The sequence below is a fragment of the Hartmannibacter diazotrophicus genome (assembly GCF_900231165.1).
GTDB lineage: Bacteria > Pseudomonadota > Alphaproteobacteria > Rhizobiales > Pleomorphomonadaceae > Hartmannibacter > Hartmannibacter diazotrophicus.
Map to the genome: position 1 here is coordinate 5216997 of NZ_LT960614.1, position 17397 is coordinate 5234393.

General features: G+C 65.8%; 17 protein-coding genes. 5 read left to right on the forward strand and 12 right to left on the reverse strand.

All coding sequences use genetic code 11. The features are described 5' to 3' along the window. Positions 1 to 9 precede the first annotated feature (9 nt). Together ccoN and HDIA_RS24010 are read right to left on the reverse strand one after the other, a co-directional pair. Positions 10 to 1632 carry a cytochrome-c oxidase, cbb3-type subunit I gene (gene ccoN / locus HDIA_RS24005; protein ID WP_099558527.1) on the reverse strand — a complete coding sequence of 541 codons (1623 nt, stop codon included), beginning with the start codon at positions 1630 to 1632 and terminating at the stop codon, positions 10 to 12. A gap of 236 nt (positions 1633 to 1868) precedes the next feature. Next, positions 1869 to 3077, reverse strand: a complete 1209-nt coding sequence (locus HDIA_RS24010; RefSeq protein ID WP_099558528.1) for an AbrB family transcriptional regulator — start codon at positions 3075 to 3077, stop codon at positions 1869 to 1871. A 134-nt stretch (positions 3078 to 3211) separates the two neighbouring features. Between HDIA_RS24010 and hemN the strand changes: the two genes are divergently transcribed. Together hemN and HDIA_RS24020 are read left to right on the forward strand one after the other, a co-directional pair. Next, the gene (gene hemN / locus HDIA_RS24015; RefSeq protein ID WP_245884066.1) at positions 3212 to 4561 is read left to right on the forward strand and encodes an oxygen-independent coproporphyrinogen III oxidase; all 1350 of its coding nucleotides are present in this window, start codon (positions 3212 to 3214) and stop codon (positions 4559 to 4561) included. Between the two features lie 258 nt (positions 4562 to 4819). Next, positions 4820 to 5374, forward strand: coding sequence for an acyloxyacyl hydrolase (locus tag HDIA_RS24020; RefSeq protein ID WP_157775803.1), 555 nt, complete (start codon positions 4820 to 4822; stop codon positions 5372 to 5374). A gap of 108 nt (positions 5375 to 5482) precedes the next feature. Here HDIA_RS24020 and HDIA_RS24025 read toward each other — a convergent pair whose 3' ends face one another. The 7 genes from HDIA_RS24025 to mscL form a co-directional block, all read right to left on the reverse strand. After that, positions 5483 to 6220: a Crp/Fnr family transcriptional regulator gene (locus tag HDIA_RS24025; RefSeq protein ID WP_197708072.1), complete on the reverse strand. Its 738-nt coding sequence runs from the start codon at positions 6218 to 6220 to the stop codon at positions 5483 to 5485. Between the two features lie 314 nt (positions 6221 to 6534). After that, entirely contained in the window at positions 6535 to 6873 is a 339-nt protein-coding gene (locus tag HDIA_RS25505; RefSeq protein ID WP_157775804.1) for a response regulator, read from the reverse strand. 206 nt (positions 6874 to 7079) lie between these two features. Further along, entirely contained in the window at positions 7080 to 7703 is a 624-nt protein-coding gene (locus tag HDIA_RS24035) for a response regulator transcription factor (protein ID WP_099558531.1), read from the reverse strand. 79 nt (positions 7704 to 7782) lie between these two features. Beyond that, a complete protein-coding gene (locus tag HDIA_RS24040; protein ID WP_245884068.1) occupies positions 7783 to 9000 on the reverse strand; it encodes a sensor histidine kinase in 1218 nt (405 codons plus the stop codon). A 16-nt stretch (positions 9001 to 9016) separates the two neighbouring features. Beyond that, entirely contained in the window at positions 9017 to 10225 is a 1209-nt protein-coding gene (locus tag HDIA_RS24045; protein WP_099558532.1) for a pyridoxal phosphate-dependent aminotransferase, read from the reverse strand. 111 nt (positions 10226 to 10336) lie between these two features. Continuing rightward, positions 10337 to 10579, reverse strand: a complete 243-nt coding sequence (locus tag HDIA_RS25510) for a hypothetical protein (RefSeq protein WP_157775805.1) — start codon at positions 10577 to 10579, stop codon at positions 10337 to 10339. Further along, complete coding sequence (mscL, locus tag HDIA_RS24050; protein WP_099558533.1) at positions 10576 to 11004, reverse strand: large conductance mechanosensitive channel protein MscL; 429 nt, start codon at positions 11002 to 11004, stop codon at positions 10576 to 10578. The genes HDIA_RS25510 and mscL overlap by 4 nt, the downstream gene beginning before the upstream one ends. A gap of 285 nt (positions 11005 to 11289) precedes the next feature. Here mscL and HDIA_RS24055 point away from each other — a divergent pair, with 285 nt between their 5' ends. The 3 genes from HDIA_RS24055 to HDIA_RS24065 all read left to right on the forward strand — a co-directional run bounded on the left by HDIA_RS24055 (position 11290) and on the right by HDIA_RS24065 (position 13220). Then, positions 11290 to 11796: a DUF2937 family protein gene (locus HDIA_RS24055; RefSeq protein WP_099558534.1), complete on the forward strand. Its 507-nt coding sequence runs from the start codon at positions 11290 to 11292 to the stop codon at positions 11794 to 11796. 78 nt (positions 11797 to 11874) lie between these two features. Further along, the gene (locus HDIA_RS24060; RefSeq protein WP_099558535.1) at positions 11875 to 12840 is read left to right on the forward strand and encodes an alpha/beta hydrolase; all 966 of its coding nucleotides are present in this window, start codon (positions 11875 to 11877) and stop codon (positions 12838 to 12840) included. Continuing rightward, positions 12837 to 13220, forward strand: coding sequence for a YkvA family protein (locus tag HDIA_RS24065; RefSeq protein WP_099558536.1), 384 nt, complete (start codon positions 12837 to 12839; stop codon positions 13218 to 13220). Before HDIA_RS24060 ends, HDIA_RS24065 begins: the two co-directional genes overlap by 4 nt. Here HDIA_RS24065 and HDIA_RS24070 read toward each other — a convergent pair whose 3' ends face one another. The 3 genes from HDIA_RS24070 to HDIA_RS24080 form a co-directional block, all read right to left on the reverse strand. Then, positions 13221 to 13829, reverse strand: coding sequence for a hypothetical protein (locus HDIA_RS24070; RefSeq protein ID WP_099558537.1), 609 nt, complete (start codon positions 13827 to 13829; stop codon positions 13221 to 13223). 143 nt (positions 13830 to 13972) lie between these two features. Then, positions 13973 to 16177 (reverse strand): 3-hydroxyacyl-CoA dehydrogenase NAD-binding domain-containing protein, encoded by a 2205-nt coding sequence (locus HDIA_RS24075; protein ID WP_099558538.1) that lies wholly within the window; start codon positions 16175 to 16177, stop codon positions 13973 to 13975. A gap of 10 nt (positions 16178 to 16187) precedes the next feature. Continuing rightward, positions 16188 to 17396, reverse strand: coding sequence for an acetyl-CoA C-acetyltransferase (locus HDIA_RS24080; protein WP_099558539.1), 1209 nt, complete (start codon positions 17394 to 17396; stop codon positions 16188 to 16190). Position 17397 lies beyond the last annotated feature (1 nt).

The following is a 17397-nucleotide window of genomic DNA, read 5'->3' on the forward strand; positions in this document are numbered from 1 at the left end:
CTGATCCCCTCACTCGGCGGGAACGGCGGCCATCCCTGCGGAGGAGGCTTCCGCCTCCTCGCCGCTGGTGACGGTCTTGATGAGGTTGAAGGCCATGATCAGTGCGCCGGCGAGGAACAGGACGCCGCCAAGAGCTCGGATCATGTAATAGGGGTGCATCGCCTCGACGGTTTCGATGAAGGAGTATTCAAGGAAGCCGAGGTCGGTGTAGGCACGCCACATCAGGCCCTGCATGATACCCGACACCCACATGGAGGTGATGTAGAGCACGATGCCGAGGGTCGAGATCCAGAAGTGCCAGTCGACCAGCTTCAGCGAATAGAGCTTCTTCTTCCACAGCCAGGGGATCAGGCAGTAGAGCGCGCCGAAGGAGATGTAGGCGACCCAGCCGAGCGCACCGGAGTGCACGTGGCCAATGGTCCAGTCGGTGTAGTGCGACAGCGAGTTCACCGACTTCACCGACATGAGCGGGCCTTCGAAGGTCGACATGCCGTAGAAGGCGACGGAGACCACCATCAGGCGCAGCACCGGGTCGGTGCGAAGCTTGTCCCAGGCACCCGACAGCGTCATCAGACCGTTGATCATGCCGCCCCAGGAGGGCATCCACAGGATGATCGAGAAGGTCATGCCGAGGGTCGAGGCCCATTCGGGAAGAGCCGTGTAGTGCAGGTGGTGGGGACCGGCCCAGATGTAGATGAAGATCAGCGCCCAGAAGTGCACGATCGACAGCCGGTAGGAGTAGACCGGCCGCTCGGCGCGCTTCGGGATGAAGTAGTACATGATGGCGAGGAAGCCGGCGGTCAGGAAGAAGCCGACCGCGTTATGGCCGTACCACCACTGCACCAGCGCATCCTGCGTGCCCGAGAAGACCGCGTAGGACTTGACGCCGAACGGGGTGACCGGGATCGACAGGTTGTTGACGATGTGCAGCATCGCGATCGTCACGATGAAGGCCAGATAGAACCAGTTCGCGACGTAGATGTGCGGTTCCTTGCGCTTCCACAGGGTCGCGAGGAAGACGAGCAGGTAGACCACCCAGACGATCGTCAGCCAGAGGTCGGCATACCATTCCGGCTCGGCATATTCGCGGCCCTCGGTGACGCCCAGCAGGTAGCCCGTGCCGGCGATCAGGATGAAGACGTTGTAGCCGATCATCACGAACCAGGGGGCGACGACGCCGGGCATGCGCACGCGGCTGGTGCGCTGGACGACATAGAAGGACGTCGCCAGCAGCACGTTGCCGCCGAAGGCGAAGATGACCGCCGAGGTGTGCAGCGGGCGCAGGCGTCCGAAGTTGGTCCAGGGCAGATCGAAGTTCAGCGCCGGAAAGGCAAGCTGGCTGGCGATGATCACGCCGACGAGGAAGCCGGCGATGCCCCAGAACATGGAGATGGCGGCGCCGAACTTGACAGGGCCGAGGTTGTAGTTCGGCCGGCCGTTGATCTCGGCCGGAATGTCGACCGCGCCCTGCATGCGCCGGCGGACGATGTAGATGGCGCCTGCGCCCGTGGAGATCGCGCCGATCATGGCATGGAAGGCCATGACCTGATCCACCGCCTTGCCGGCGATGAAAAGGCAGACGAGCGCGAGGACGCCGAGGAGAACGGTAAAGCCCGTTTCCTCGAAGGACATGGACTGTCCTGACCTTGAAGCTGTCATTTTTGTGCCCCGAAAGTCTGGTGATGGGAGCGCGCGGACGGGAAGAGCCCGCGCATCACTGTCCTGCTTAGGGGAGGGGGGCGGCAGCAGCCTTGACGCAGATCAACAGTTCGTGATTTTGGCGCGGCTGTGTTGCATTCATGGCCGTCTGCCGTCGAGACGTCGCACCCACGGCAGCGCCAGGGGCGATGACGGCGCGTTCGGCGGCCTCAGCCGGAGCGCCCGTGCTGGTTCCAGCCGGGGCCGAGCAGCCAGCGGGCGACGACCGGCAGCACGAACATCATCACCGAAAAGCGTGCGAGCTGGTGCGTCGCAACGAAGGCCGGATCGAGCCCGAGAGAGAAGGCGAGGATGACCATCGCCTCAAGGCCGCCGGGCGCAAAGGCGACCAGCGCCTGGCCGAGCGGCAGGTCGAGGCCGAAGGAGGCCACGAGCGCTCCGGTCACCGAGACGACGCTGCCGACGACAAAGGCGCCGAGCCCGGACCGGAGACCGTTGAAAAGGTCGCTCCAGCGCGTGCCGGAGAACCGCAACCCCATGAAAGTGCCAAGGAAAACATAGCCGGCTGTCAGCAGGATCGGGGGCAGGATTCCCGAGACGAGGCCCGACCCGTGCAGGAAGGCGCTCATGAAGAAGGCGCCGAAGAGGGCGCCGGCCGGGACCTTTGCCTTCATGCCGGCAAGACCCGCCGCCAGCCCGCAGACCATCATCAGGAGGAGATCGGCCAGTTGCGCCGGGGCCGGCTGGGCCACGGTCGCGGTTGCCGTCGCAACGTCCGAGTAGCGGCTCTCGAGGTAGGTCACCACGCCGGGCAGGACCGCGACGAGCAGGAAGACGCGGATCGTCTGCGACAGCGCGACACGAGGAACGTCCGCCCGCGTGGTCTCGGCCAGCATGAGGACATAGGAGAGCGCCCCCGGCACCGCGCCGAAGAGCGCCGAGGCCTTGTCCCATCCGGCGCACCGGCGCAGGTAGACGAAAGTCGAACAGACGATGCCGGCGACGGTGACGAAAAGGGCGGCAAGGCTCAACGGCCAGAGCGCCACATGCCCGATGGCCTCCGGCGTCACGCCGGCTCCCATCGAGATGCCGAGGAGGATGAAGATCGCATCGCGCAGCCGGCTATGCATCTCCGCCTTGAGGCCGGAAAGCACCGCGAGCGCCACCGCGATCATGGAACCGGATAGCCAGGGGGCAGGCATGCCGAGAAGGGAGAACAGGAATCCGCCGGAAAGTCCGATGCTGAGCGCCAGCGCCAACCACATGGCATTCGGCCTGTCCGAGCCCATCATGATCCCTTCGTTGCGGATGAACGATCCGCTGCACGGCGCGTGAAAGCGCCAGCGACCGCGCGGCCGGGTCGTGCGGAAGATCCCGGAAAGACGGCGCATCCGGCGGATGCGCAGAACCGCGTACACCCCTTGTCCCTGATGCTCTACAGTGCGGGCCGGTGCGTTTCAAGGCATGGCAGGATTGCAAATTCGGGCCGGTAATGGCCTGGACTTGAGAGAGATCAAAGCCGTCTACCCGTTGTCGTGGCAATCACTCGTCCATGATGATCGACCGACGCCTCACCAACCTTCTGGACCGCAATCTGCCGCGCTACACGTCCTACCCGACGGCGCCGCATTTCCTGCCCGACGTCGGGCAGGAAGAGCATGCCGCCTGGCTGGATCTTGCCGCCGAGCACGGACCAGTCTCGCTCTACCTGCATGTGCCCTTCTGCCGTTCGATCTGCCACTACTGCGGCTGCACGACGAAGGCGTCCCTCAAGGACGAGCCGCTGCGCAAATACGCGGCGGTCCTGCGCAAGGAAATCGCTCTCGTCGCCGATCATGTCGGCGCCGTCGAGGTGAGCCACATCCACTGGGGCGGCGGCACCCCCAGCCTGATGCCGCCGGACGAAATGGATGCGATCGTCGGTGACCTGCATCGCTTCTTCAAGATTTCGCCTAAGGCCGAGCATGCGATCGAGCTCGATCCGCGCCACGTCACCTCGTCGGGTGCCGCGCATCTGGCAAGCCTCGGCGTCAACCGGGCGAGCCTCGGCGTTCAGGATCTCGATCCGGCGGTCCAGGCCCTGATCGGGCGCATGCAGCCCTTCTCCGTCGTCGAGGCGGCCATGGCGGCCCTGCGCCGGGCCCGCATTCACACGATCAACCTCGACCTGATGTACGGACTTCCGGGGCAGACCGACGCGTCGATCCGCAAGACGGCGATGCAGGCGGCGGGCCTCGCGCCGGCGCGCATGTCGCTCTTCGGCTATGCGCATGTCCCCTGGTTCAAGGCCAACCAGAAGCTCATCGACGAGAGGCTCCTGCCGGGGCCGGAAGATCGCCGGCGCCTCTCCGAGATCGCCCGCACCACCATCGACGCCTTCGGCTACGAGGCGATCGGCATCGACCATTTCGCGCGCCCGGACGATGCGCTGGCGATCGCGCTCAAGGACCGCACCCTGAGGCGCAATTTCCAGGGCTACACCACCGACAAGGCGGAAACGCTGATCGGGCTCGGCCTGTCCTCGATCGGCAAGTTGCCGCGCGGCTACGTCCAGACCACCACCGACATGAAGGCCTATGCCATGGCCATCGAGGCGGGGCGCTTTGCCACCGTCAAGGGCCGGCCGCTCAGCGTCGACGATCGCGCCAGGGCCGACGTCATCGAGGAACTCCTGTGCTTCTTCGACGCCGACTGCGGCGGGATCGCCCGCAGCCACGGGCTCGACGAGGGCTACTTCGATGAGGACTTTCGCGCCCTCGCCCCGCTGGAGAGCGATGGCTATGTGCGCATCGTCAACCGCAGGGTGGCCATCACGCGCGACGCCGCGGCGCTTGCGCGGCTCGTTGCCAGCCATTTCGACAGCTATCTCGGTGCCGGGGGGCGGCATTCGACGGCGACCTGATGCAGCGCAGGCGGCGGCTCACCGGAACGGGCCGCTTCGCCACTCTTGCGCTCAGGTCGGCAAACTCTGCCGACTAGGCAGGCCGTGCAAAGTCGGCTCTAATTCGAACGATCTCCTTCGAATCACGTTGTTTTCAGTCGGGTTCGTTCCTGAAAGACTATAGTTCCGGGGCCGGGAATGATATTGTTCACCAATTGGAAGCAATCGCGCGCAGAGCGGCGCGATACTCTTTCGCTTTTGGCGCTGGTCAGTGCCGCCATGATCGCTTCTACGGCGCCATCGAATGCCGCGGCTGCCGAAAAGCTGCCGGGCGATCCGGCTCCTCTGACGGCGACGGATTTCCGCCTGCTCGACGAAGTGAGGCTGGGGCTGGCGTCTCACAATCTCAGTTCGAAGGAACGTGGCGAGGTCGATATCAGTCTTGCCTTCCTGACCAGTCCCTTGCCCGTCTCGACCGGCAACGCGCTGGCGGATTTTGTCTTCGGACCGCGACTGGAGGTCGGCGGCAGCCTGAATTCGGGCGGCGACACGTCTTTCCTTTACGCCGGCCTCACCTGGGACGTCGATATCACGGAGAGTCTGTTTCTGGAGGCCACTCTCGGCGGGGCCGTCAATAACGGCAAGGACGCAACGCCGGGTCGGATCGACATGGGCTGCCGGGTCACCTTCCGCGAAGCGGCCAATCTCGGATATCGCTTCAACGAGCACTGGCAGATGCTCGTGGGCGTCGAGCATCTGTCGCACGCCGGTCTGTGCGATGGCGGCAACGACGGCCTGACCAACGCGGGCGTTCGGGTCGGCTACCGCTTCTGACCGGGTGGACCAGGTCGCAAAAACGCCCGCCTCGCGGTCCCGGGTTGGCGGAAGCGCGAAGCGGGCGCGGATGGATCGTCCTGAGCCACTCAGGACCAGTGCCGGAATTCAGTGAATGCCCGTCATCTTGCAGATGCGGCAGACGCTCGGCAGGTGAATGCGGTCGTTCTTCTCGATCGAGATGATGCCGCGGCGCTTGAAATCGGAGAGCACCCGGCTCACCGTCTCGATCGTGAGGCCGAGATAGTCGGCGATTTCCTGGCGCGTCATGCGCAGCACGACGACGGCATTGTCCTTCTCGCCGACGGCGGGGCCAGGGCAGCCGACAACGCCCCGCTCGGGGACGAAGCGCATGAGGAAGGTTGCCACCCGTTCGGCGGCCGACTTGCGGCCGAGAAGCACCGCATGGGAGTGCAGGAGTTCGATGCGCGACGCCAGGCAATGGTTCACATGCGCCTGCAGGGCCGGGTTGACGTCGATCTCGTGGCGGTCGAGGACGCGGAGCGTCACTTCGCACAGTGCCTCGGCGGAACAGTCGTAGTAGCCGCTGGGCGCCAGCCCGAAGAGATCGCCCGGCGAGAGAATGTCTACCACCTGACGGCGTCCGTCGCCGAGCAACCGGTAGAGCATGACCGAGCCTTGCGCGATCTCGAAGAGATGGGTCGCCGGATCGTCTTCGTAGCAGATGACATCATGCGAATGATGACGTTCGGTGCGGGTCGAACGGCTGGCCAGAAAGCTGGTCCAGGCCGTGCTCTCGGGGCGGGCCTTGCGTGGCATGTCACGATAGCGGCCCTCGCCTTCGCCAGAGCTCGCGTGATCGTTGATCTTGGCATGCTGAAGCATTCGGTTCCTCCTCGAACGTCGTCCGACCGTGCTTGTCCGGAAACAGGGTGCGATGGGGTGCCCCCTGAACCCTGGCGGATGTCTTGAGACGCGATTTGAAGAAAGGCCCGTCCGTCCACGTTGCCTTTGGCGTCCTCCGACGCCGCAAAATTTACCTAAGTGATTGCAATCCGTAAGACAGTCCCAATACTTAAGACGAACTGCGTAAGCCCGAATACGGACCCTTGCGGAAGCGTGCGACGAAATCGATTTAAGTCCGGAGTTCCAGAGAAATCCAGCGGCGATTGTCTGGAATGTCCGGTGATGCGGCCGTCTTATTTGGCCGAAGGGATGATTTCACCCAGCCAGTCGCCGGTCGGCGGCTTGCGCAGGAACTGGGTCTGGTGCAGTCCCCTCAACTCGTGACGGATCTCCCGATCCGATTTTCCCGAGATCACCACCACCCGTGGCCCGTCGGGTATGTCCTGCAGGCGCTGGATCACCTCGCGGCCGGAGATGCCCGGCAACCCGAGGTCGACGACGACGACATCGATCTCGTCGAGCTTGACGGTCGCAAGAAAGGCCTCGGCGCTGTGAAAGCGCTGAAGATCGCATCCGCCTGCGGCACACAGCGCCACAAGGGCATCTGCCACCGCGGCATCATCTTCGATCACGGCGATCTTCACGCAATCAACCTTCCGTTCTCGCGCCCGAATCGTGATGAAATCGGCCTGGGCGAGCCAAAAATAATGAGCGCGATCAATCCGCAAGAGAAAGGACCGCAGGATTTCCGGCCATCGCAAACCATGCACCCGCGAGCCTTTCGGCCCGCGTGTCCTTCTTGGAGCAGCGTAGAATAAGGGACCGGACGGCCTGAATGTTATTCGTTAGAACCCGTAGCGCCGGGCGACGTCAGGACGATGCGGACAAGGTCGGCGGCATTCTTCGCGCCGAGCTTTTCCATGATCCGGGCGCGGTGAACCTCGATCGTGCGCGGCGAGATCCCGAGCGTGCGGCCGGCTTCCTTGTTCGATGCGCCCGAGGTGATTTCCTTCAGGACGTCCCGCTCCCGCGGGGTCAGGATGTCTGCGCCGGGGAAGTTGCCGGCTGGCGTCGGCCGGGCGGCGCGGCGCGCGGCCAGCGCCTCGCGGATGCGCGTGACCACGAAGTCGGCGTCGAACGGCTTTTCGATGAAATCGAACGCGCCGAGCTTGATGGCATTGACGGCCATCGGGATGTCGCCCTGGCCGGAGATGATGAAGACCGGCGCCGGGAAATTCATGACGTCGATCGCCTTGAGCACGTCGAGGCCCGATCGGCCGGGCATGTGCACGTCGAGGAGCACGCAGGACGGCGTCGCGCTCCTCAGAGCGTCGATGAACGGCTCCGCACCGTCGAAGCCGCGCGTCGTGAACCCGTCCATCTCCAGGACAACCGACAGGGCGTCCCGAACCGCGGGATCGTCATCGACGATATAGACACTGTCGCTGCTGCCGTCCGTCATGTCCTCTTCCTTCTTGATTTGCCGCTGTCCTTTTCCGAGGGAGGCAGTCGTTTGCCGCTTCTCGGAAGCATAAGCCAGTTCAATTCTCGGCGTCACGCAATTCCGGGCTGGTTGTTGTACCGTCGTGTGGACGGGGCAGGTGCAGGATGAACCGGGCCCCCTTGCCGTTGCCGCCCGGTTCCACGGTCAGGTCGCCGCCATGGTTCTGGGCGATCGACCGTGAAATCGCGAGACCGAGGCCCATGCCCGTCTTCTTGGTCGTCTCGAAAGTCTTGAAAAGCGAGGCGGCGACATCGGGAGGAATGCCCGGTCCCGAATCGGTCACGATCACCCGGGCGGTCTGCGCGTCCGTCTCGATCTCCACCCGCACCCACTTTTCCGGCAGTCCGCGCACGACCTCGACCGCGTTGCGCACGAGGTTGAGGATGATCTGCTGGATCTGGACCGGATCGGCGTCGACTTCGACAGGGCCGTTCGGGGGCAGGAAGGCGATCGGGACGGTGGAGCCCTGCGCAACGACCATGATGAGGTCGAGCGATTCGGCGACGGTCGGCCCGAGGTCGACGGCCTGGCGGGCGGGCTCGCGCTTTTCCACGAAATTGCGCATGCGGTCGATGATACGCGCCGCCCGCTCGGCCTCCTTCAGCGCCTTGCCGATGATCTGGCGCATCCGTTCGGACGTCTCTGGGGACTGCTGCGCTTGCCGGTCGACGGCCTGCAGATAGAGCATCAGGGCCGTGAGCGGCTGGTTGAGCTCGTGCGCCATGGCCGCGCCCATCTCGTCCATCGCCGAAAGGCGGGCCATGTGGACGAGTTGCGACTGCAACTCGTTCAGCCTCTGCTCGACGGCCTTGCGGCTGCGCAGGTCGCGGATGACGCCGATGAACTGCCGGCCTTCCGGCGTGACAGCCTCGCCGACCGACAGCTCGACCGGAAAGACGGTGCCGTCCTTGTGCATGCCGCTCACTTCGCGGCCGATGCCGATGATCCGGCGCTCGCCGGTCGTCAGGTAGTGCGAAAGATAGCCGTCATGCTGGTTGGCGAAGTCCGGCGGCATGATGATGCGCACATTCTCGCCCAGCACGTCGGCGGCGGAGCGTCCGAACATCGTCTCGCAGGACTTGTTGAAGGCGAGGATGCGGGCCCTGTCGTCGATGACGACGATGCCGTCGACCGCCGTGTCGAGAACGCTGGCAAAGCGGGCTTCCGACACGCCGTTCTCGCGGACCGGCGCATCCGGCGTCTCCCGTCCCATGTCGTTGCCTTCGCCGCTCAAACCCTCGTCCCTTCCGGTCATTTTCCCGTCGGCGCGCTCAGGCGGCCGGGGCCTGTTTTCCCGTCGCCTCAAGCCAGCGCGCCAGCCGGTCGGCGGCAGCTCCCAGGCTCTCCTCGCCGCGTGCGAAACACAGGCGCATGTATCCCGCGCCGGCCTCTCCGAAGGCGGTTCCCGGAGCGAGCCCGATGTTGGCCTCGTCGACGAGCCGCAGCCCGAGGCGGCGCGTGTCCGGTTCGCCGTCGATCGCGAAGAAATAGTAGAAGGCCCCCTTCGGCGGTGGCGCGTGCACCCGGCCGGTCGCGGTCAGGACCCGGTGGACGAGATCGCGGCCACGGCGAGCGCGGGCGACCTGATGGGCGATGAAATCGTCGCCGCGGTCGAGGGCAGCGACGGCGGCCCGCTGCATGAAGACCGCAACGCCCGATGTCGAATATTGCAGGAGATTGGCGAGCAGATCGATGATCGCCGGCGGAGCGGAGATCCAGCCGACGCGCCAGCCGGTCATCGCCCAGTTCTTCGACATCGTGTTGACGAAGATGAGCCGGTCGCTCTCATCGATGAGATCGTAGAAGGAGGGAGCAACGTCGACGCCATCGTAGACGAAGCGGCCGTAGACCTCGTCGGCGATAATCCAGAGACCATGCTTTCGGGCAAGCGCCAGGATCGCGGCAAGCGTCTCGCGATCCGCCGTCCATCCTGTCGGATTGGACGGCGAATTGATGAAGATTGCCCGTGTTGCCGGTGTGATGGCGGCTTCGAGGCGGTCGAGGTCGAGCGACCAGCCGGCCACGGGATCCGGGGTCATCGGCACTTCCACCGGCCGCCCGCCGGCGACCGAGAAGGCCCCGGCGACATTCGGCCAGGCCGGCGTCGGCACCAGGATTTCGTCGCCAGCACCGGCGATCGCGGCAATCGCGAGCTGGATCGCCTGCATGCCCGAGCCGGTGACGATGAAGCGCGCCGGATCGAAGGGCCGTCCGAACAGCGAGCCGTAGGTGCGGTCGTGATAACGGGCGAGCGCCTCGCGCAGGTCCGGGATTCCGGTCTGGTAGGTGTAGAAGGTTTCGCCGGCCGCCAGCGACCGCGTCGCGGCCTCGCAGATAAAAGCGGGGGTTGCAAGGTCGCCCTCGCCGGCCCACAGGGCAATCATGCCCGGGCGCCCGAAACCATGGTTCATGACCTCGACGATGCCGCTGGCCGGTGCCTCCACCGCCGCGCGCCTGAGGCTGTCTGCAAAGCCGTCCATTCCGTTCCTTCCGAAGGTCCGCCGCAGGGGCATCGGTCGATACGCCGGGAAAACCGCTCCATCGCAGTCTGTCCGGCGGGGGAATCGACACGGATGCCGACGCTCGGTCCGTCAGGCTTCCTTTGGAAAACTACCTATCAGAACCACTTTCAGGAGAAAAGCATCCAGTCCATTGGTCAAAAGACTCCAGGTCGGGCAGACCGGTCCGCAGCCGTGGTCCGCCGATGGAAGCCGGTGCTTTGATGAATCCAGGGCTTCCGCGGAAAAAGGAGGGGAAGCGTCGAAGCCCTTGCCGGCAAGGGCGGGCGGGCCGGCGCTGACGAAGCGGCGTCGGCTCGCGGCAAAGGGTTTCACCTAGCTTTCAGAAGATCGCGGATCTCTTCAAGCAGGACCTCGTCGCGCGGCGGAGCCGCCGGCTCGGCGGGCTTTTCGGCCTCGGCGCGCTGAAGCTTGTTCATGGCCCGGACAACCATGAAGAGCGCGAAGGCGACGATCAGGAACTTGATGATCGAGTTGACGAAGAGCCCGAGATTCCAGGTCGCCGCCCCTGCCTCCTTGGCGGCCGCGAGCGTCAGATAGGGCCCGGGCGTCGTTCCGTCGCGCAGGACGACGAAGAGATCGGAGAAGTCCACGTTGCCGAGGATGATGCCGATCGGCGGCATGATCACGTCGTCGACGAGCGAGGAGACGATGGCGCTGAAGGCGGCGCCGATGATGATGCCGACCGCCATGTCGACAACATTGCCCTTGAGGGCGAATTTCTTGAATTCTTCGAGCATGGGTTCACCTGTCCTGACGTTACGACGTGCCGAATGGCCGCTCCGGAGATTGTTGTCTTTGTACCGGATCGGGTCATATGAAGATCAGGCGGTGTCGAAGGAAAGACAATCAACACATTTGGCCATGCGGGAAACTGGATTTGCACAGAATTTCGGCGAATCGTGCCAGATGACATGTGTCACGACTCAAGCCGAAGCTGACCGGCCGGCTTGAACGGAGCGGATGTCCATGCCGAATGCGGGACGGCAAGTGTCTTCCGCGCCCCCGTCTTTGAAGAGGGACCGATGATCGTTCGTTTGCTCAGGATCGTGATGGGAACGCTGCTGGCGCTCGGCTTTGCCCAGTCGCCGGAATTCTCGCAGCAGTATCTCCAGCGTCTCGGCGGCGCCCTCGATGCCCTGCGCCCGATCGTGGAGAAATTCGACGCGGCGGCCAACCGGGCCGGGCTGACGCGCGAGGCCGCGCTTGACCGCCTTGAGCGCAACGATGACCCGCTTGTCGGCGACGTGGGCGAGGCGACGGGAGACGCCGTCGTGCGCTACGAGCGTCTCGACCGGCAGTATGAGACGATGCGAAACGCCGGAGCCTTCGGACGCATCGCCGCGGTCTTGTCCGCGCCCGATCCCCGCATGCTGTCGGCGGCGTGGGACGACTTCGCCCCGGCCATTCCGACGACGGTGGAGGGCATTCTCCTCACCCTTGCCGGCTTCGGCCTCGGTTGGTTCGGCGTTGGCGGTGCTGCGCGGGCGAGGGCACGGTTGCGGCGCTCGAAGGCTCCGGCTGCATCCTGACACGCATTGCGCTATCAAGGGCGGGCTGCATTCGACCGGACCCGAGCAAGGGCCCCGAGAAAGACCGGAGATCGCCCAGTGATTCAGCTCGACCCCGCCCTTTTCCGACCGGAGGCCATCGAGCCGGAGACGAAAGCGCTCAACGCGCGGATCATTGCGGCGCTCCAGGCCGCTCCGGACAAATGGACGCTGGACCCGGCCGTGGTGCGCGCCGCCAGGGCGGCGGGCAAGGGGCCGTTTCCGCTTGCCCCGCGCGATCCGCGCGCCGAACAGCTTGTCATCGAGGGCCCGCATGGCCCGATCCCCCTGCATGTGATCGAGCCGGGCGAGGGGCCGGTTCCGGGCGTCTTCCTGCATTTCCATGGCGGTGGCTGGACACTCGGCGCGGCGACCCAGCAGGAACAGATCCTGACGCCGCTCGTCGACGCCACCGGTTTTGCCGTGGTGTCCGTGGATTATCGGCTGGCGCCGGAGCATCGCTATCCGCAGGGCCCGGACGATTGCGAGGCCGCGGCCCTCTGGCTTGCGCGCGAATGCGGGGAGCGCTTCGGAACGCGGTGCCTGGCCATCGGCGGCGAGAGTGCCGGCGCCCATCTTGCCGTTGTCACGCTGCTGCGCCTGCGCGACCGTCACGGCATGACGCCCTTTGCCGGCGCGAACCTCATCGCCGGCTGCTACGATCTCGGCCTCACGCCGAGCGCGGCGGCCTATGGCGAAACGCCGCTCGTGCTGACGACCCGCGATGTCCGGCTCTTTGCCAACAGCTTCCTGGGCGTGGAATCCAACCGGCACGATCCGGACATTTCGCCGCTTTACGCCGACCTGAAGGGCCTGCCGCCGGCCCTCTTTTCCGTCGGCTCGCTCGACGCGCTTCTCGACGACAGCCTCTTCATGGCGTCGCGCTGGCTCGCCGCCGGCAATGTCGCCGATATCGATGTGACGCCCGGTGGCGCGCACGTCTTCCAGTATTTCGACAGTCCGGCAACGACGCGCAGCCTGTCCCTGATCGCCAAGTTCCTGACGAGCCTGGAAAGCGCGGCATGAAGGCCGCCGACCACTGGAATGCCTTTCGCCGCTGGGCGCGGCTGGTCAAGCGTGACGTGCTGGCGCTCTGGCTGGCCGCGCGCGACGACCGTGTTCCTCTTGCGGCGAAATGGGCCGCCGCGGCGGTTGCCGCCTATGCGCTTTCGCCCATCGACCTCATTCCCGACGCCATCCCGGTGCTGGGGCTCCTCGACGATCTCATCATCGTGCCGGCGGGCATTCTCGGTGTCGTCGCGCTGATCCCCGACGACGTCATGGCCGATCTCAGGCGGCAGGCGGACTCCCTCGCCGAGCGGCCGGTCAGCCGGACGGGCGCGGCCATCATCGTCGCTCTCTGGCTCGCCACCGCCGGGGCACTCGGGTGGTGGTGGCTCGGCTGATCAGATCCGCTCTTCGTTGAGGTCTCTTTTCAGGTCGTCGACCAGCCCGAAGAAGCGCCGGAAGGCCTTGTGGGCAAAGTCGAAGAACCGGTCGAGTTCCTGGTCGCTCGGAAACTCGTCGCTGCCGCGATCCGGCGTTTCCATCTTGGGCCCGTTGTTCTGCGACATGTCCGGGAGTGCCCCCGAAGGAGGAGCCTTTTCGGGCGCGCCCTCCAGCGCGGCGATCCGGTCTTCCAGCGCCTTCATCCGATCCGTCGTGGTCCGCTCATATCTGTCGAGATCCTGCGCGAGGCGGTCCAGCTGGTCCTGCTGTGCCTCAAGGCGGCGTTTCAGATCGCCCAGGCCGTCGCTGCCGCTCCTGGCTTCGGCCTCGATCTTCACCATCCGCTCGCCAAGGCTCATGGACGCCGACTCGGCTGCCTTCACGCGCAGTTTCAGGTCTTCCACCCCGTCACCGGCATCCGCCGCAGCACCCTGATCGGGTGCCACGACAGAGGGCGTTGCCGTCATGGGCGTTTGCGCCGGAGCCCCTTGGGTCTCCTGCGCCAGGGCCGGACCGGCGAGCATAAGGCCGGCCACGACCGCGATCGATGCCGTCCACCTGGTCATGGGAAATCCCCCTTCTTCCTTGCGCGCATGCGCCAGCCGCCTTGCCCGCCCGAAAAGACGATAGAACGCCGTCAATGCGGCGGCGCTTGGGCGGCGGCGCTTGGGCGGCGGCGCTTGGGCGGCACGCACCGTGGCCGAACGCGTCAGGCGGCGGGCGCGCCCGGCGGTGCGAAGCGCTCGTAGAAGAGTTCGTTCGTCGCCGCCATCTCCTTGAGGAGCGTATTCGGGGCAAAGCGCGGCCCGTGTCGTTCGGTAAGCGTGTCCGCCATGTCGACGAAGGCCTTGGTGCCCAATCCATCGATGTAGGAGATCGTGCCGCCGCTGAAGGGTGCAAAGCCGAAGCCAAGGATCGAGCCGACGTCGGCTTCGCGCACGTCCGTCACGACGCCCTCGGCGATGCAGCGGGCCGCTTCCAGCGCCTGCGTCGCCAGCAGCCGTGTTTTCAGCTCCTCGACGTCGAAGTCTTCCGCCGCTCTCGGTTCGCCGACGATCTCCGCGATCCCGCGCCAGAGCCGCTTCGGCCCCTTGGCGGGATAGTCGTAGAAGCCCGCGCCGTTCTTGCGCCCGTGCCGGCCGCGCGCGACGACCATCTCCTCAAGCAGTTTTGCCTGCCGGGGATCGATGGCCGTTTCGCCAAGGTCCGCCTTCGTGGCCTGAAGAATCTTCCAGGCGAGATCGACGCCGACCTCGTCGTTGAGGGCGAGCGGACCGACGGGCATGCCCGCCATCCGGGCGACATTCTCCACCATTGCCGGCGGCACGCCCTCGGTCAGCATCAGATGCGCTTCCAGCAGGTAGTTCATCACGCAGCGGTTGGCGTAAAAGCCCCGGCTGTCGTGAACGACGATCGGAGTCTTGCCGATGGCGCGCACGAAGTCGAGCGCGACGGCGAGGGCCTTGTCGCCGGTCTTCTCGCCGAGGATCACCTCGACCAGTTTCATCTTGTGGACCGGCGAGAAGAAGTGGAGCCCGATCATCGCCTGCGGCGAGGCCCAGTTGGCGCCGAGCGAGGTGATCGGCAAGGTCGAGGTGTTGGAGGCAAAGATCGCGTCGGCCTTCATGGCCTTGGCGGCCTTGTCCATCACGGCGGCCTTGACCGTGCGGTCCTCGAAGACCGCCTCGATCACGAGGTCGCAGTCGGCAAGGGCGGAATAGTCGTCGCTGGCAGAAATCCGCGACAGAAGCGTCTCGCCGTCCTCGGATGTCATGCGCCGCTTCGAAACGCGCTCGGCGACGAGTTTGGCTGCCGTCTCCTTGCCGCGCTCGGCGCTGTCCCGGTCCGCGTCGATCAGCATGACCTCGATGCCGGCCCCGGCGGCCGCATGGGCGATGCCCGAGCCCATGAAGCCCGCGCCGATCACGCCAATCCGCCTCGGCGTCATCGGCGGAATGTCCTTCGGTCGCCGCGCACCCTTTGAGAGCGCCTGCATCGAGACGAAGAGCGAGCGCACCATGGAGGCGGCCTCGGTCGTCGTCAGCACATGGGCGAACTGCCGTGCCTCGACGCGCAGCCCCTGGTCCATCGGAAGCTGCAGGCCCTCGTAGCAGGCGGCAAGGATCGCCCGGGCGCCCGGGTAGTTGTCGTGGGTCTCGCGCCGGTAGATGGCGTTCGCCGCCGGCCAGAACTGGAAGCCGGCCGGCGAATAGACCTTGCCACCGGGCAGGCGGAAGTCATGCTTGTCCCACGGGCGCACCGGATCGAGCCCGGCCATGATCATGGCCTTCGCCTCGGCAAGAAGGCCTTCCGCCGGCACCACCTTGTCGAAGAGTTTCAGGGCTACGGCCTTCTTAGGGGCAACGGTCTGGCCCTGCAGCAGGAAGGTCAGCCCCGCCTGCGGATCGGCCATCCGCATGACGCGCTGGGTGCCGCCGGCGCCGGGGAAGATGCCGATCTTCACCTCCGGCAGGCCCATCACATAGTCGCCCTCGGCGGCGATGCGGCCGTGGCAGGCCAGCGCCATCTCGAAGGCCCCGCCCATGCAGGTGCCGCCGACCGCCGCGACGAAGGGCTTGCCCGCCGTTTCCAGCCGCCGCCACATCCGCGACATGCGCGCGCCTGCCGTAAACAGCCAAGCCATCGCGGCCGGCTGGTCCTCTCGCGCCATGGCGTGATAGCGGCCGAGCAGCGCCTGCAGCATGGACAGATCCGCGCCGCCGGAGAAGGTGGACTTGCCGGAGGCGATGATCGCGCCCCTGACGGCCTCGTCCTTGACCAAAGCCTCGATATGCGCTTCCAGTTCGTCCATCACCGCCTCGGTGAAGACGTTCATCGAGCGGCCGGGCGAATCCCAGACGAAAAGGGCGACGCCGTCTTCGTCCGTCGTCAGGGTGAAATGGGTCTCGGTCATCGTCGTCCCCTCACACCCGCTCGATCACGGTCGCCGTGCCCATGCCGGCCCCGATGCACAGCGTCACCAGCGCGGTGCTGAGATCGCGCGCTTCCAGTTCGTCGAGCACCGTGCCGATCAGCATCGCGCCGGTCGCCCCGAGCGGATGGCCCATGGCGATGGCTCCGCCCGCGACATTGATCTGCTCCGGATCGACCTCGAAATGCTGCATGAAGCGCAGGACGACCGCCGAAAAGGCCTCGTTGACCTCGAAAAGGTCGATGTCCGACAGCGACATGCCCATCCGCTTCATCAGCTTTTCGGTGACGTCGACCGGGCCGGTCAGCATCAGCGCCGGATCGGAGCCGATATTGGCAAAGCCTCTGATCCGCGCGCGCGGCTTCAATCCCGCCGCCTTGCCGGCCTCCGATGATCCGACGAGCACGGCAGCCGCGCCGTCCACGATGCCGGACGAGTTGCCGGGATGGTGCACGTGGTCGACGAACTCGACTTCGGGGTGGGCGTCGATGGCGACGGCGTCGAAGCCGGCCATGTCGCCCAGCATCGCGAAGGAGGGCTTCAGGCCGGCGAGCGACTGCATGTCGGTGCCGGGCCGCATGTGTTCGTCGCGGTCGAGAATGGTGAGGCCGTTGAGGTCGGTCACCGGAATGACGGACTTCGAAAAACGCCCGTCCTGCCAGCTCTTTGCCGCGCGTTTCTGGCTTTCCACCGCATAGGCGTCGACATCGGTGCGCGAGAATCCGTATTTCGTGGCGATAAGGTCGGCCGAAACGCCCTGCGGCATGAACCAGGAGGGCAGGGCGACCGCCGGGTCCATCGGCCAGGCCCCGCCCGAGGCGCCGAGCCCGATCCGGCTCATCGATTCCACACCGCCAGAGACGACCATGTCATGCTGGCCGGCCATGATCATCGCGGCGCCAAAATTCACCGCGTCGAGCCCGGAGGCACAGAAGCGGTTGATCTGCATGCCGGGGACGTGCTCGCCATAGTCGGCGACGAAGACCGCCGCTCGCGCGATGTCGCCGCCGGCCTCGCCCACCGGGTCGACGCAGCCGAGGATGACATCGTCGACCAGTGTCGTGTCGAGGCCGTTGCGGGCTCTCAGCGCCTTCAGCGGTTCGGCGGCAAGCTTGACGGCGGTGACCTCATGCAGCGCCCCCTCCTTCTTACCGCGCCCGCGCGGGGTGCGCACATGATCGTAGATGAAGGCCTCGGTCATC